Origin of the sequence: Luteolibacter luteus (assembly GCF_012913485.1) — a bacterium.
GTDB lineage: Bacteria > Verrucomicrobiota > Verrucomicrobiia > Verrucomicrobiales > Akkermansiaceae > Haloferula > Haloferula lutea.
Map to the genome: position 1 here is coordinate 4,593,875 of NZ_CP051774.1, position 14,188 is coordinate 4,608,062.

The window sequence follows — 14,188 nt, forward strand, 5'->3', positions numbered from 1 at the left end:
TTCACCATTATTCAGGATCTATCTACCATGGCTGCCCCGACTTCAATTCTTGCGGAGAAACTGCACGAGTATCCTCATCACGATGTCATCGACGGAGGATCGGATTCGATTCTCGATGACTGCCTCAATCAGAACGATGGGGTGCTGCAGCTTCTGCACCGCTACGCCGGCCGGACATTCTGCTCGCCGGGCAAACGCCTTCGACTGGATGAGAAATCCTACTATCCGGACTACATGGGCGGAACCGGCCTCGATGAAGTCTGGATGTGCTGCACCGTGCCCATTGTAACCGGCGTCATCGATACCCGCACGGGGAAGGCGCCGTTCCGTGAAGGAGAAGCCCACGTTCTCACTCCGGGCGGGCAAGTCATCTCGCTTCAGGATCTGATCGAGACCAATCCTGAAGCCGTCATGGGAGAAAAGCTCGTGGCGGTTTCCCAATCCCTGTTCGGCAGGGTCACCTGGCCGATCGTGTCCAAGAAGTTCGACAACCTGAACCCCATTCCCCATCACCTTCACTGGTCGAAGTGGGAGGTTTACGACATCAATTCCTTCGACAACCCCGGAGTCAGCCCGTCGCACTACCACACCACGGCCATGGGTCTGTATCCGTTCGTCACCAAGGACCAGTTCCTTGCCTGCATGCAGCGTTGGGGTCAGGGCGAATACAACGGGGTGCGGCACTTGTCGCCGCACACGATGATGAAACTGGATGACGGCTTCGTGATGCCGAATGGCGTGCTGCACTCGCCGACGGACCTTTGCACGCACGAGCTTCACGTCACTATGGACGAGCATTTCCTGGCCGAGGACCTGACGCTTGACGGAAGGATCGGAGCGGCCGACGCGTTCTACGCCTGCCGGGAAGAGGACTATCCGAAAGACCGGCACGAAGACTGGGAATACCTGGTGGACAAGTTCGACTTCGAGGCGAACCAGGATCCCGACTTCGTTCAGAAGAATTCGCGTCCGGCGATCACCGCCAAGGAGTTCTCCGGCGAGGGAGTGGACGCACAGTGGATTGTTTACGGTGATTTCCTCGGCGACCAGAAGTGCTCCATTCTCCGACTGACCCTTGCACCCGGAGCCAAGACGAGTTTCCGCCCGGAAAGCCCCGCGCTGTTCCACACGAACGGCGGACGCGGCCGGGTCGGAAAACTCGAAGTGCGCTATCACCAGGACATGAAACTCGGCGAAATCTATCCCGAGATCGGATTCATCACCCAGGCCGCGCTGAATCGCGGTGGTGTGGAAATCGAGAACACGGGAGATGAACCGCTCGTGCTGACCTTCGACTTCCCGCAACACGCGCATTCCCAAACACCCGGCGCCGCATGACGCCGTTTTGAATCAAACATCAACCCAGCAGACGCACCCTCTTCCCCATCATGAAAAAGGAAATCCGCATCGGTCTCATCGGCTATGGCTTCATGGGCCGGACCCACTCGAATGCCTACTCCCAGCTTTCGCACTTCTTCGACACCACGCATGTGCCTGTCCGTCAGGCGGTCTGCGGTCGTGACGAGCAGAAGGTGAAGGCTTTCGCGGAGAAGTGGGGCTACGCCTCCTACGAGACCGACTGGCGCAAGCTGGTCGCCCGCGAGGACATCGACGCGGTGGACATCTGCACGCCGAACGACTCCCACGCGGAAATCGCGCTGGAGTGCATCAAGCACGGCAAGATGATCCTCTGTGAGAAGCCGCTCGCGCTGAATGGCGAGCAGGGTGAGGCGATGGTGAAGGCGGTGGAGGCTTCCGGCCTGCCCAACCTGGTGTGGTACAACTACCGCTTCCTGCCTGCCGTTACCCTCGCGAAGAACATTGTGGATGCGGGCGAACTCGGCCGCGTCTTCCATTACCGCGCGAACTTCCTGCAAGACTGGACGATCTCCGAGGAGCTTCCCCAAGGCGGTGCCGGCCTCTGGCGCCTCGATGCCGCGGCCGCCGGCTCCGGTGTGACTGGTGATCTTCTGGCTCACTGCATCGATACCGCCCGCTGGATCAACGGCGACATCGTCTCCGTCTCCGCGATGACGGAGACCTTCATCAAGGAGCGCGTGCACACCGCCACCGGTGAGAAGCAGGCTGTCACTATCGACGATGCCTGTGCCTTCCTCGCCCGTTTCGAGAACGGCTCGCTGGCCATCTTCGAGAGCACCCGCTACGCCCGTGGCCACAAGGCGCTCTACACCTTCGAGATCAACGGTGAGAAGAAGTCCTTGGCTTGGGATCTTCACGATCTCAACTATCTGTCCTACTTCGATCACGGGGTTCCTGGTGATCGCCGCGGCTGGACCAATATCCACACCACGGACGGGGATCATCCCTACTCCGGTAACTGGTGGGTGCCGGGCCTCTGCCTCGGTTACGAGCACTCCTTCACCCACGAGCTGGCCGAGTTCTTCAAGGATCTCGACAGCCCGCAGAAGGAGAAGCGCTACCCCGACTTCCGCCACGCCCTTGGCACACAGTATGTCTGTGATGCGGTGCTTGAGTCCGCGCGGACCAAGCAGTGGGTGGATGTGAAGAAGGCCTGATCTCCGCTTTTTAGTGAAGGGCCATCTGCTTGCGGGCAGGTGGCCCTTTTCTTTTCCGCGGGCGAGCCTCCATCTTGAAGCTGGATGAGACGTCCTGCGCATGCTGATCTGGGACGGCTCCACAAGCTGCCGACCCATTAAGCCATGCTCCACCCCCAAGCTTGGTCAAGCGACCGCCGTCTCGATATCCTGATCCTCGGGCCCATGAGCGAGGATGAGACCATCTCGGCCTCCTGTGTTCCCGTTCAGAAGGCGGTCGAGTGCCTGCTGGATGAACCTGAATTTGCATCGCTTCTGGCGGAGGCTGGCGTCAGTCCAGAGCATCGGACGGTCCATGTTCCCGAGCGTATCTTCGGGCTGAACATCACCGACGGGGTCTTGTCCCGCATCGACATTGCGGATCTGATCATCTTCAATTTAACGCCGAAGGATGGCCGCGAGGAGGCGAGCGGGAATGTTTTCTATGAGCTGGGAATCGTCCATGCGCTCGGGATTCCGACCATCTTGGTCATGGAGGAGGGAAAGGGGGGCGTGCCGTTCTATGCCCGGGAGATGCTGCAGCACAAGGTGCCGGATTTTTCCGAGGAGTCGCTGAAGAACGGCCTTCGCGGAACCTTGCTGAACTTTCTTCGGAAGGGAGATCCGAGCAGTAACTACGGAAACAACCGGCTGACCCTTTTCTACGGGCTGCCAATCGTGGATATCTCGGCAGCCATGGGCTTGGCGACGGGCTATTACTACAATTTCATCTCCCGCTTGATTACGGAGGGTGGCTTTCTTGCCGATGAGGAGAATGGGATCGGAGAAGTGGTGATGGTCCGGCCGAGGTCGATTCAAGGAAGCTACCAGGCGGACATCGCGGCCTTCAAGAAGGCTCTAAGCAAGGAGGGACTCCAACTGGAAACCAAGAAGCTTGATCCACCGCCTGGAGATACCTTGGGGCCTTTGTGGTTCGATCATGTGGGTGACGTGATCATCGATCTGCCTCGCACGATTTACCCGCTGCAGCGGGCTCCCCGTTTGCTGGCGTACCGCAATCGCAAGGTTCGCGGTCTTTCGCGGGAGGCGGAGCAGGCATATCAGCAGCGGCTGGCGCAGTCCGGTGAGGCCCTGTTGGACCGCTTCTTCGAAGGGATCCGCTATCAGATAGAGATGGACGGCCTGAGGGTCAGGCAAGAGATTGTGCATGTGGCCTCCTTCGAAGAGGCACCTGCGTTGATTTCCCGCTTGTTGTCGCGAGTCTAGGCCATGTCCGGAGTCGTCGTCAGTCTCTCTTGGCGTGGGCGGCTTTTCTCTCCGAAGTGGTTGGAATGTATTGTTTCACGAAGTTCTTCAGCTCGCTGACGAACCATGCGACAACGGGCTTCGGATCCCGGCGATAGACCGCTACCACCCTGACGGGAGGGAAGTCCTTGATCGGGATTTGCCTGAGTCCGGGCGGAGGATTCACCCCGGGTATCACCACGGAGATCCCTACTCCGAAGCCATGCTTCACGTAGTCCCGGATTACATCGAAATTGCCCACCTCCACCTCCGTCTCCCAAGCAAGGCCGGACAGGGTGAGGCCTTCATGAAAGCGCCGCGTGATGACGCTTTGTGGAGGCGGCGCGATCAAGGGGAGGTCCATGCTGCCATCCTTCTGCTTGTGCCGGGTGAGGACCTGTTTCCATGTCTGGAGAGGGAAATCCTCTTGCACGAGCAAGGCCAAGGGCACCTTGATGAGTTCGTCGACACGGAGCGATTGAGGAAAGGAGCCGAGCACCGCTCCCACGGAGATGTCCGCGATTTGCTTCACGAGATGGTCCGCGATCTCATCCATCTGGATTTCCCTGAGGCTGATACGAAGGCCGGGTTTCTTAGCCTTCATGGCCAGCATCAGGGCCGGCAGGTGGTTCCGCAGCACGGAAGGACAGGCTCCCATCTTCAGGTGGAGCGCGCCTTCCTGCCGGATCTCATCGGCCAAGTCAGGAAGCTGTGTGAAGAAGGGGCGGATCCTCTCATAGAGAAGCACGCCTTCCGGAGTCAGTTCGAAGGGCCTGCGGCTGAACAAGATCACCCCGAGCTCCTTTTCCAAGCGGCCGATCTGGGCGCTCACCGAAGGTTGCTGGATGCCATATGGCATATTGCGCACCGCTGCGGTGATGCCTCCGAATCTCGCCACATAGTAGAAGAGTTCGAGGTGATGAACATTCATGAGCCTCTCGCTACATGGAGTGGTGGTGGTGGACAAGCTCACCTGCTTTCGACTCGGAAGAATCGTCGCTGGGACCCGCCGGCGGCACCCGTTTCCACGCTCACCGGAACTCCAGGTGATCCGGAGAAGCTTGCTCCATGGTCGATCCAAGTTTGGAGATCGGTGCTGGATCGGAGTTGGTAGCTACCCGCTGCGGCGGGCAAAAAGGTCACGCGCCCCTGCTGGGTATAGGTGATGCTGCCGAGACCTCCGCCGGCCGGAGGGAACCCGGTGAGACGGATGTCCGTGACGACCCGTCCCAAGGAGGAAACGCGGGACCAGAAGAGGAGACGCTGCTCGTCCATGAAAAGTTCTGAATCGAAACCGGTATTCACCATGGTGATCCCGGGCACGACATCGATGGAGAACTTGCCGCCGCTCACTGCCTGCCATTGGTTCGCCAGGCTCTTCTCGAAAAGGTAGATCGACCCCGCATCGTTGACCCCGGCCACGTCATCATCGTTGGCACAGACCGCGAGAGCATCCCCCCGGAGAGTCACTACGGCACCGAATTCATCCCCGCCCGCCGCGTCCGGAGCGGTGATCCTTGCCGGGGTGAATCCCCACGCGCCGGGTCCGCCCTGATTCCTTGCGAGGGTGTAGACCATACCCGCATCCTGCTGTGCTGCGGAGAGATCCCGGCCCGGTGCCCCCACGGCCATGAGATCTCCAGAGATGGAGATGGTCCGCCCGAAGTAGTCGGTTGCCGCGCCGTCCGGCGTGTATCTTTTTCCATTGGGGAGAAGTCCCCATCGGTCTGTGCCACCTTGGTTCCGGGCGTAGAAGAAGACTGCTCCCCGGGCTGAAACAACGGGTGACGAAGGGGTTTCCTGATAACCTTCGAAGGGAGATCCCACGACGATCAGGTCTCCTGCCATGGCAACGGTATAGCCGAAGTTCAGAATGCTCTGGCTGGTCCCTTCCAGTTTCACCCCCGGGACTTGGCCCCACTGGTTCAGCCCTCCGCGGTCCTTCTCGAAGACGTAGAGGAACTTTGCAGTGGAGGTGCCGGTCGAGGCGGAGATGACCATGCGGCCCTCCGAATAAGCCATCACGTCGCCGAGGCGTTTCGACAAGGCTGCATTGGGGAGTTGGTGATCGGTGGCGGTGATTTGCTTGATGAGGCCCCAGTTGTTGTCTCCACCGACATCCCGGCCGAAGACGTAAACGGCTCCTTGATCATTGTTGGTGCCGCCTGAGGGAGTCAGAGCGTTGAAGAGCGGATCGGAAACGATGATGGTATTCCGGTCCGGCATCAGGACGCGGTGACCGAATTCATCCGAGTTGCTGCCCGGAGACGTGATCATATTCTTGCGGGCGAAGATGTCCCAGGTTCCGCCGTTGCGCTCGTAGAGATAGACGCGGTTGTCCTCGGAGACCGCCATGAAGTTTCCCACGGCGACGATGTTGTCGCCGAAGGAACTGTGGGTGCGCGGTCCGGAGACGTTCTGGTCGAAGGCCGCGGTGAGAGATGCTCGTGCGCCGGGGAGGAGTGCCAAGGTGGAGGCTGCCAAGGCGATGCTTCTAACAGTAGTGATCATCACCCCGAGCCTAGGCGCGGGCAATTCATCCGGGGTAATCGAAAGAAATCCGCGCGATCATAGACGCAGTCTATGATCCGGCGGCTATCCGATACTGCGGTGCCATGCTTCCCTGACCGGCTCCCCGCTGTGATAGACGAGATGCAAGACGCGGCGATATGCTGGTACGGTTGCCTGCGAGGATGCGTGGAGAAGCAGTGGGCGCATGAGGATGGCTTCGCCTTCTGCTGCGAGGGCGAGCTTCTCCTGCCGGGCAGTCACCCATCCGGTGCAATCCGGAGAGGGAATGAAGCCATGGCGATGACTCCCCGGGCAAATTCTCAGCGGACCATTCGTGGTGCCGCAGACATCAAGATGGAGCCGGACAGCCAACAAGTCTTCGACAACCTGAAGGGGAGGGCGGGCGTAGTGGATGCCAGCTTTCTTCACGGGCAAATCATAGCCGGAAGCCGTCGCTGCTTCGGCCGTGGGAAACATCAGATCTTGATGCCAAGCCACCTTCCAGTTGGTGTCCGGGGTCTTGTCAAAGGCGATGGCTTGGATGGCGATCGCGCCCGAAGAGAGGAGCTTTGCAGCTGCCAATTCGTTCTTCAATTGGCAGGCGACCTCGCGAACCGCGGGGACATCCAGGAGGCAGCGGGTGCCCGCCTTCTCTTGGATGAAGATCGAGTCGCGGAGTTCTGCCCGTATTTCAGGAGAAACACCGGTCGAGACCAGTGCCCAGCCTTCTTCTTCGAGCTGCTCTCCAGGACTCACCACGCAACTTCCAGCACTTGCTTCCCGATCATCTTGCCGGCCTCCTGCTCTTGATGCGCAGCGGTGAGGGTCTGTGGAGAAAGCGTCCCTCCGTTCTTGGTCATGGTCGTGCGAATGCGCCCTGCATCGACCAGCGTGGCCACTTCCTTGAGCATGTCATGCTGGGCGACCATGTCCGGAGTCTGGAACATCGACCGGGTGAACATGAATTCCCAGATGAAGGCGACGGACTTGCTCTTCAGCAGGCCGATGTCCGGGACTTCGGCAGATTCCACAATGGCGGTGATTTTTCCTTGGGGCACGATTGCCTGGGCCATCGCCTTCCAGTGAGCGGTGGTGTCGGCGAAGCAGGCGATGTAATCCACGGTCTTGAAGCCGAGCTTCTCCAGTTCGGCGGGCCAATCGCCCGAGTGGTCGATCACATGATGGGCACCCATCTTATAGCACCACTGGACGGTTTCCGGGCGGGAAGCCGTGGCGATCACGGTGAAGCCGGTAAGGACCGCGGCAAGCTGGATGCCGATGGACCCCACGCCCCCGGCGCCGCTGAGAATGAGCAGGGTCTTGTCCTTGCCTTCCTGGAGATCACCCGGAGTGAGGCCGAGGCGATCGAACAGGGACTCCCATGCGGTAACGGCGGTGAGGGGCAAGGCTGCGGCCTCCGGGAAACCGAGGGAATCCGGTTTCTTCGCGGCGATCCGCCTGTCCACCAATTGCAGCTCCGCATTTGAGCCGGGGCGCGTGACATCGCCGGCGTAGTAGACTTCGTCACCCGGCCGGAAGGAGGTCACTTCGCTGCCGACCGCTTCGACGATGCCGGCGGCATCCCAACCGAGGATCCGTGGCGCGGTCTCATCTTCCTTGCGGGCGTTCCGCTGCTTGTAGTCCACCGGGTTGATGCCCACTGCCTTTACTCGTACCAGCAGGTCCTGAGGGCCCGGCACAGGATCGGGGAGATCTATGGTGACGAAGCATCCGGGATGATCGAGCGGGAGTTTCTGCGTGATGGCTACGGCTTTCATCGGGAGTAGGATTACTGCACTTCGGCGGTGGCTGTCAGCGCTGCGATTCTGCTTTCGATTGCTTTCGCCCACATTTCGTATCCTTCAAGGCGCGGATGCAGGAAATCGGGCATCGTTGCCGCGGGCAAGCTACCGTCTGGAGCCAGGAAGATGCTGCTCAGGTCCAGCCACTGGACCCGCTTGCCATCGGCGAAGTCCTTGATCTGTTCGTTGATGGCGTTGTTGAGAAGTCGCTTCGGGCCGTCCGGCTTCTCATCGCGAGGGAAGATCGAGAGGAGCAGGATTTTCGCGTCGGGCTTGCGGTCTTGCAGCAGTTCGATGATCTGCCTGACCCCATCGGCGGTTTGGTCGGCAGGATCCATGCGGTGGCCGGTGTTATTCGTGCCGATCAACAGGACGAAGAGCTTGGGATCCACGTTTTCCAGTTCGCCATTCAGCAGACGCCACAGCACGTGCTCCGTGTGGTCTCCGGAGAAGCCGAGATTCAGCGCCTTGCGGTGGGCGTAGTACTTTTCCCAGACGGGCTTGCCGAAGCTTTCCCAATTCTGGGTGATCGAGTCGCCGATGAAGACGAGATCGTAGCCCCCCTTTTTCGCCAGTTCGCTTTTGTTTGCATGGCGCTGCTTCCACTTGGGTTCAGGATTGCGGTGGATCGGAACCGTGGCCGGGCTCATGTGGTATTCCTTCCGCACTTCCTCATAGCGCTTCTTCAGATCGGCGAGGATCGTGGCGTAGGCTGGATCGCCATGGGCGGACTTCATTTCCTGCGGGTCCTTCTCCATGTCGAAAAGGTTCCATTCCTTGGTCTTGGGAAAGAACATCAGCTTGTATTTCTCCGTGCGGATCCCGTCGTGGGCGGCCACGGCGTGGGTGGCCTCGCCACTGTAGAAATAGTAGATGTCCTTCCGCCAATCCGCCGGTGTCTGGCCTTTCAGCACGGGCATGAGGCTTTTGCCCTGGATGGTTTTCGGGATCGCGACGCCTGCGGCTTCGAGGAAGGTGGGGGCGTAGTCGATGTTTTGAATCAACGTCTCGTTCCGCGTTCCCGGTGTCACCACTCCGGGCCAGCGGACGAGGAAGGGCATGGCGAGGCTCTGCTCGAACATCCAGCGCTTGTCGTACCATCCGTGCTCGCCGAGGTAGAAGCCTTGGTCTGAGGAGTAGATCACCAGCGTGTTCTTCGCGAGGCCGCTCTTGTCGAGGTAGTCGAGCATCCGGCCCACGTTTTCATCCACCGCCTTCACGCAGCGCAGGTAGTCCTTCAGGTAGCGCTGGTATTTCCAGCGGGTCAGGTCCCTGCCACTGATCTTGCCCGCCTGCATGTCGGCAATGAAGGCGGCATTCTCCGGTTCATAGGCGGCATCCCATGCCTCGCGCTGGGCCGGGGTCATGCGCTGGTACTCGCCATTCCGGCCTTCATCGGTGAAGCTTTCGGGAAAGAGGTTGTCGCCCTTGAACTTCATGTCGTGGCCCCAGGAGATATTCCTGGCGATGCTCATTTGCTGCTGCTTCAGGGTCTCGCTACGATTTGCGTAGTCGTCGAAGAGTGTCGCGGGTTCGGGGAGGGTGATATCTTTGAAGAGGCCATAGTGCCGGGGAGCGGGGGACCAGTTCCGGTGCGGCGCCTTGTGCTGGCACATGAGCACGAAGGGCTTCGACTTGTCGCGGCCATTTTCCAGCCACGCGATGGCTTTGTCGGTGATGAGATCGGTGCAGTAGCCCTCGCTCCGGCTTCTGCCCGTGGCACTGATGAAGTCGGGATTGTAGTAGCTGCCCTGATCCGGGAGGATTTCCCAGTGGTTGAAGCCGGTGGGCTGGGTAACCAAATGCCACTTGCCGATCAGGGAAGTCTGGTAGCCGGCCTTCTGCAGCAGTTTCGGGAAGGTGGTCTGGCTACCATCGAAGCGGGCATTGTTATTGTCGAGGAAGCCGTTGATGTGGCTGTGCTTGCCGGTGAGGATCGCGGCCCGGGAAGGGCCGCAGATGGAATTCGAGCAATAGGAGCGGGTGAAGATCGCGCCCTCCTTGGCGATTCGGTCGATATTCGGCGTGGGGGCCACATCTTTCAGCGGGCCGCCGTAGGCGGAGATGGCGTCGAGCGCATGGTCATCCGAGAAGAGGAAGAGGATATTCGGGCGCTCCTGCGCGTGGAGCACGGAGGCGAGCAGGGTGAAGAGTGCCAGAAGACGCATGGGCCCAAGCATACGCGAGCCGGACCGCAGCTTTGCAAGAAGAAGCTGGTCGGGTGAAGCTACCGGCGGCGCCCTGCCTGCGGGCCTGCAAATTTCCCCATTGGGCGAAACCGCCATTTGACGCTGCTGCCGGAACCGTCTTTGCTAACAAGGCTATGAAAATCGTGCCTCTCATCAGTTCCGGCGTGACCGGTCCGCTCGGCGTGCTCCACCTGCCTCGTCTTTGGCTGAAGGTTTCCCTCGAGGCTCGCGGCCTCTTGGCCGACGGCTATCCGGGTGCCGGCCAAGGCTATGACCAGATGGTCATCGATGGTCTCGGCTTGGATCGTGAAGCGGTAATCGCCCACATCGCGGACACCCGCCCGACCTATCCTCAATTCGAGACGTGGGTGAAGGGCCAGCCGTCCGTCAAGCTGGATGCCGCCTCGATCAAGGCTCTCAATGATGCGATCACGGGTTACATCCATGCCGACGAGGTCCGGAAGGCTGTGCTCGGCGCAGACGGTATCCCCGACGACTCGAATGCGCCGAAGGATGCGATCAACCTGAATAACCTGGACGACTGGCATGAGTTCCATGCCGCCCTCCTGAAATAAGTTCTCCTTTCCCGGCCCCGCCTTTACCGGCGGGGCCTTCTTCTTCTCGCCATGGAAGAGCCCGTCATCAGCCAGAAGACGGTAGAGGCGGATATCCGCAGGATGCCGCTGGGGATTCGATGGACGACAATGTTCCTCGATTTTTTTGTCTTCCTCAGCCTCTTGCCCTTGCTCGGGGCACTGTTGGCCTGTCTGAGCTGTTTGGCCATGGCCGTGCATGAGCCGGAACGTCTGGCTCATGTTCTCGGTTATTCTCTTCTCTCTTTGGGCGCTTTCCTTGTTTTCCTCCTGATGGGGCAGGGGGCTGCCTGGCTAGCGCATATGATGCGGATGAATGCTTGTGGAGGAGTGGATCCACTGAGTTCGCCGTGGCCCCGGCACCCTTTGAGAGGGTTTGTGAGCCCGCTGCTTTTGAGCACGGAGATTTTTTCGATCCTGTATATGCTTGCGTGGGTTGTGGTGAAAACGATGGGGCTTGCGACGACTTGGGCGTGGCTCGTCTCCTGGGCCTTGCTGTGGGTTTGTTGCCTGACGCTCCGCCTCTCGCTCGCGAGGAAGTTTCCCGGCTGAGAAAAGGATCGTCACCCTGCGCTGGCTGACGGATTCTTCAGGGCATCCTTTTCCTCTTCGAGCATGGCTCCGGTTCCCATATCTCCTGTGCGCGGGCCGGCGATGCCGATGGGTGTCGGGATGACGGTGGTCTTTCTGAGAGTGATGCTGATTGCCCTGATCGTTCCGATCATGTCAGGCGCTCTTTCCAGCCTGATTCATTTGGGGATCATTTTCGGACGCCATGTCAGTCCGCTGAATTCCCTTCTTCTTGCGGGCCTGAACTTTGGCGTCTTCCTGGCGTTTTTGGCGACTGCAATTGCTTGTGAATGGATGGTGAGGTTTCTCCGGGCGCGTCATTCTCCGCCGGATCTCCTGCCGCGACCGATCATGCCTGCTCACCCTGCCATCCAGATCGGCCTGCCGCTTCTCAGGGGCTTGGGCATCTATTCGATCCTTGCTTTGTTGGCTTGGCTCGTGGCGGTCATCGGAGGCTTCGCTCCGATCAACTGGGCCTGGCTGGTCTCCTGGCTGATTGCCGGATGCGGAAGCTTCATCCTCTGCCAGACACTTAAGAAGCGCGGGGAAAGGAAGGCCGATGGATAAGCGAATCATGGAAATGGAGGAACGCGCGGAGCCGCGACCACATGAGGAAGCGATGCCGTTCGGGGCTCGTATCGCCAAAGCGTTTCTCGATCTGATGACCCTGATCCTGATCCTGCCGATGATCTGGCTCGCGCCATCTTGTTTGTTTAGCCTCGGAATTGTGGTTAGGGAGGAAGGACGATCCGCTCGACACGTCCTCACGGCCGCGGCCATGTTCTTGGGCTTCGAGGCTTTTCTCGGGATGTCCTTTGCCTCCTTCTGGATGGTCTGCTTGCTCCGGTCGCGTTATCGCCTGACCTTTCCTGAAAGTGTACCGCCAAACGGGCCACTGCTCGACATCGTGCAGCCGATGGCCCTCACGTCCATGCTTCAGGCCAGCTTGGCAATCTTGATGTGGCTAGGTGCCAGATCGTTCGGGCATTCGCCTTCTTGGGTTTGGCTGAGTTTCTGGTTGCCGACCGGCCTCGCGGCATGGGCGGTAAACCGGTGGGTCAGCCGGGCGGGGGAAGATGGAGAGTCCGCTTCCTAGGGTTTGATCCGGATGGCCTTCTCCAGCATGGCTTCCGCGATCTCAAAATCGACCGGTGTGCGGGCGTGGATGCGGCAGATCGGATGCCCTTGGTGGATATGCTCGCCAACCTTTACCAAGCGGTCGAAGCCGACGGCGTGATCCACGCCATCGTGCGAACGGGCGCGTCCCGCGCCGAGTTGCAAGGCGGCTTGCCCCACCATGCCGGCATCGACCTTCATGATCGTGCCGGTGTCTGGTGCAGGGAATTCGCGGATGAGCGGAGCGTGATGGGTCTTCGCGAGATTCGGGAGATCCGCAGGATTTCCACCATGGGCTGCCACGATCTCATCGAACTTCTTCCTGGCGCTTCCGTCATCCAGCAGCTTTTCAAGTTCTTCCCTTGAAACGGGGCTAATTTTCTCGGCCAGATCCAGCACGAGTTTCCGGAGATCCCCCGGGCCACTGCCTTCCATGCACTCGATGGATTCGATGACTTCAAGTGCATTGCCCACTGAGCGGCCCAGTGGCTCGCTCATTGGATTCAGGATGGCGTGGACTTCCACCCCCATCTCCTTGCCCACGGCAATCATGGAGTCGGCGAGGACTTGAGCATCGGCCTGCGTTTTCATGAAGGCACCGCTGCCGAACTTCACGTCCAAGACCAGCTTGTCGAGCGACTCGGCGAGCTTCTTTGACATGATGGAAGCCGTGATCAGCGGGATGGATGGCACCGTGCCGGTGACGTCTCGCAGGGCGTAGAGTTTCTTGTCAGCAGGGCAGAAGCGATCGGTCTGTCCCATCATGACCACGCCAATCTTCTCCAAGAGTTCCTGGGCCTCGGGAATCGTGATGCCGACCTTGAAGCCGGGGATCGACTCCAGCTTGTCCAAGGTCCCGCCGGTGATGCCAAGGCCGCGGCCGGAAACCATGGGCACCCAGACGCCGGTGCAGGCGACCAGCGGAGCGAGGATGAGCGAAACCTTGTCGCCGATGCCGCCGGTGGAATGCTTGTCCACAACCGCCGGATGACCGGCGCGATGATGAAAAACATCGCCGCTCTCCAGCATCGCCTTGGTGAGTGCGGCGGTTTCCACCGCGTCCATTCCCTTGAAATAGACGGCCATCGCAAAGGCGGACATCTGGTAGTCCGGGATTTCGCCGGATGTGTAGCCCCCGATCAGCAGGCGGATCTCCGCCGGATCGAGCGTCTCGCCCTCGCGCTTGCGGGAGATCAGGGTGGGAACGTGGAGTTTCATGAAATCGATGCGGTATTGCGGCGAAGCCAGGTGGCGAAGGCTTCTTCCTCCATATCACCAGCGGCCAGGTCCAAGGCGGTCGAGTAGCGGTCGCCCTGAGGAGCGGTAGCCGTGATGCCATTGCGCAACAGAAAGAGTCGGTAGACTACAAAGGCCGTGCGCTTGTTGCCGTCGATGAACGGGTGATTCTTTGCCAAGCCTTTAGCATAGGAAGCGGCAAGGGCGTAGATGTCTGCGGAGGAATCGTAGGTGTAGCGCTGTTGCGGTCTCGCGATGGCGGACTCCAGCAGTGATTCATCGCGGATGCCGGCGTCACCGCCGTGTTCGTTCACCTGCCGCTGATGAAGGGCTAGAACAATCTCCTTGGGAATCCAGACTGGTTCGTCCAT

14 protein-coding genes are annotated in these 14,188 nt (G+C 59.9%); 7 read left to right on the top strand and 7 right to left on the bottom strand.

The features are described from left to right. Positions 1-27: 27 nt before the first annotated feature. From HHL09_RS19015 to HHL09_RS19025, 3 genes are all read left to right on the top strand, one after another. Complete coding sequence (locus HHL09_RS19015; protein ID WP_169456208.1) at positions 28-1,338, top strand: hypothetical protein; 1,311 nt, start codon at positions 28-30, stop codon at positions 1,336-1,338. Between the two features lie 50 nt (positions 1,339-1,388). Further along, the gene (locus HHL09_RS19020; RefSeq protein ID WP_169456209.1) at positions 1,389-2,537 is read left to right on the top strand and encodes a Gfo/Idh/MocA family protein; all 1,149 of its coding nucleotides are present in this window, start codon (positions 1,389-1,391) and stop codon (positions 2,535-2,537) included. Between the two features lie 144 nt (positions 2,538-2,681). Continuing rightward, on the top strand, positions 2,682-3,782 hold the full coding sequence (locus HHL09_RS19025; RefSeq protein ID WP_169456210.1) for an STING domain-containing protein: 1,101 nt from the start codon (positions 2,682-2,684) through the stop codon (positions 3,780-3,782). 19 nt (positions 3,783-3,801) lie between these two features. Here the strand turns inward: HHL09_RS19025 and HHL09_RS19030 are convergent, their stop codons facing one another. The 5 genes from HHL09_RS19030 to HHL09_RS19050 form a co-directional block, all read right to left on the bottom strand. After that, on the bottom strand, positions 3,802-4,731 hold the full coding sequence (locus HHL09_RS19030) for a LysR family transcriptional regulator (RefSeq protein ID WP_169456211.1): 930 nt from the start codon (positions 4,729-4,731) through the stop codon (positions 3,802-3,804). A 38-nt stretch (positions 4,732-4,769) separates the two neighbouring features. Continuing rightward, complete coding sequence (locus tag HHL09_RS19035; protein ID WP_169456212.1) at positions 4,770-6,311, bottom strand: FG-GAP repeat protein; 1,542 nt, start codon at positions 6,309-6,311, stop codon at positions 4,770-4,772. 84 nt (positions 6,312-6,395) lie between these two features. Beyond that, positions 6,396-7,067: a phytanoyl-CoA dioxygenase family protein gene (locus HHL09_RS19040; RefSeq protein WP_169456213.1), complete on the bottom strand. Its 672-nt coding sequence runs from the start codon at positions 7,065-7,067 to the stop codon at positions 6,396-6,398. Next, positions 7,064-8,089: a zinc-binding alcohol dehydrogenase family protein gene (locus tag HHL09_RS19045; RefSeq protein WP_169456214.1), complete on the bottom strand. Its 1,026-nt coding sequence runs from the start codon at positions 8,087-8,089 to the stop codon at positions 7,064-7,066. The genes HHL09_RS19040 and HHL09_RS19045 overlap by 4 nt, the downstream gene beginning before the upstream one ends. A gap of 11 nt (positions 8,090-8,100) precedes the next feature. Then, positions 8,101-10,281 (bottom strand): sulfatase/phosphatase domain-containing protein, encoded by a 2,181-nt coding sequence (locus tag HHL09_RS19050; protein WP_205760883.1) that lies wholly within the window; start codon positions 10,279-10,281, stop codon positions 8,101-8,103. 155 nt (positions 10,282-10,436) lie between these two features. Between HHL09_RS19050 and HHL09_RS19055 the strand changes: the two genes are divergently transcribed. From HHL09_RS19055 to HHL09_RS19070, 4 genes are all read left to right on the top strand, one after another. Beyond that, a complete protein-coding gene (locus HHL09_RS19055) occupies positions 10,437-10,877 on the top strand; it encodes a DUF5069 domain-containing protein (RefSeq protein ID WP_169456216.1) in 441 nt (146 codons plus the stop codon). 51 nt (positions 10,878-10,928) lie between these two features. After that, a complete protein-coding gene (locus HHL09_RS19060; protein WP_169456217.1) occupies positions 10,929-11,447 on the top strand; it encodes a hypothetical protein in 519 nt (172 codons plus the stop codon). A gap of 63 nt (positions 11,448-11,510) precedes the next feature. Then, positions 11,511-12,032 carry a hypothetical protein gene (locus tag HHL09_RS19065; protein WP_169456218.1) on the top strand — a complete coding sequence of 174 codons (522 nt, stop codon included), beginning with the start codon at positions 11,511-11,513 and terminating at the stop codon, positions 12,030-12,032. After that, the gene (locus HHL09_RS19070) at positions 12,025-12,561 is read left to right on the top strand and encodes a hypothetical protein (RefSeq protein ID WP_169456219.1); all 537 of its coding nucleotides are present in this window, start codon (positions 12,025-12,027) and stop codon (positions 12,559-12,561) included. The genes HHL09_RS19065 and HHL09_RS19070 overlap by 8 nt, the downstream gene beginning before the upstream one ends. Here the strand turns inward: HHL09_RS19070 and HHL09_RS19075 are convergent. After that, on the bottom strand, positions 12,558-13,799 hold the full coding sequence (locus tag HHL09_RS19075; RefSeq protein WP_169456220.1) for a thymidine phosphorylase: 1,242 nt from the start codon (positions 13,797-13,799) through the stop codon (positions 12,558-12,560). The genes HHL09_RS19070 and HHL09_RS19075 overlap by 4 nt on opposite strands. Continuing rightward, a complete protein-coding gene (locus HHL09_RS19080) occupies positions 13,796-14,188 on the bottom strand; it encodes a type II toxin-antitoxin system death-on-curing family toxin (protein ID WP_169456221.1) in 393 nt (130 codons plus the stop codon). Before HHL09_RS19080 ends, HHL09_RS19075 begins: the two co-directional genes overlap by 4 nt.

Excerpts from the sequence above, each read along its gene's own strand:
- HHL09_RS19030 (WP_169456211.1), bottom strand. The coding sequence starts at position 4,731 with ATGAATGTTCATCACCTCGAACTCTTCTACTATGTGGCGAGATTCGGA.
- HHL09_RS19020 (WP_169456209.1), top strand. The coding sequence starts at position 1,389 with ATGAAAAAGGAAATCCGCATCGGTCTCATCGGCTATGGCTTCATGGGC.
- HHL09_RS19065 (WP_169456218.1), top strand. The coding sequence starts at position 11,511 with ATGGCTCCGGTTCCCATATCTCCTGTGCGCGGGCCGGCGATGCCGATG.
- HHL09_RS19070 (WP_169456219.1), top strand. The coding sequence starts at position 12,025 with ATGGATAAGCGAATCATGGAAATGGAGGAACGCGCGGAGCCGCGACCA.
- HHL09_RS19045 (WP_169456214.1), bottom strand. The coding sequence starts at position 8,089 with ATGAAAGCCGTAGCCATCACGCAGAAACTCCCGCTCGATCATCCCGGA.
- HHL09_RS19035 (WP_169456212.1), bottom strand. The coding sequence starts at position 6,311 with ATGATCACTACTGTTAGAAGCATCGCCTTGGCAGCCTCCACCTTGGCA.
- HHL09_RS19050 (WP_205760883.1), bottom strand. The coding sequence starts at position 10,281 with ATGCGTCTTCTGGCACTCTTCACCCTGCTCGCCTCCGTGCTCCACGCG.
- HHL09_RS19060 (WP_169456217.1), top strand. The coding sequence starts at position 10,929 with ATGGAAGAGCCCGTCATCAGCCAGAAGACGGTAGAGGCGGATATCCGC.
- HHL09_RS19075 (WP_169456220.1), bottom strand. The coding sequence starts at position 13,799 with ATGAAACTCCACGTTCCCACCCTGATCTCCCGCAAGCGCGAGGGCGAG.
- HHL09_RS19025 (WP_169456210.1), top strand. The coding sequence starts at position 2,682 with ATGCTCCACCCCCAAGCTTGGTCAAGCGACCGCCGTCTCGATATCCTG.
- HHL09_RS19055 (WP_169456216.1), top strand. The coding sequence starts at position 10,437 with ATGAAAATCGTGCCTCTCATCAGTTCCGGCGTGACCGGTCCGCTCGGC.
- HHL09_RS19080 (WP_169456221.1), bottom strand. The coding sequence starts at position 14,188 with ATGGACGAACCAGTCTGGATTCCCAAGGAGATTGTTCTAGCCCTTCAT.
- HHL09_RS19015 (WP_169456208.1), top strand. The coding sequence starts at position 28 with ATGGCTGCCCCGACTTCAATTCTTGCGGAGAAACTGCACGAGTATCCT.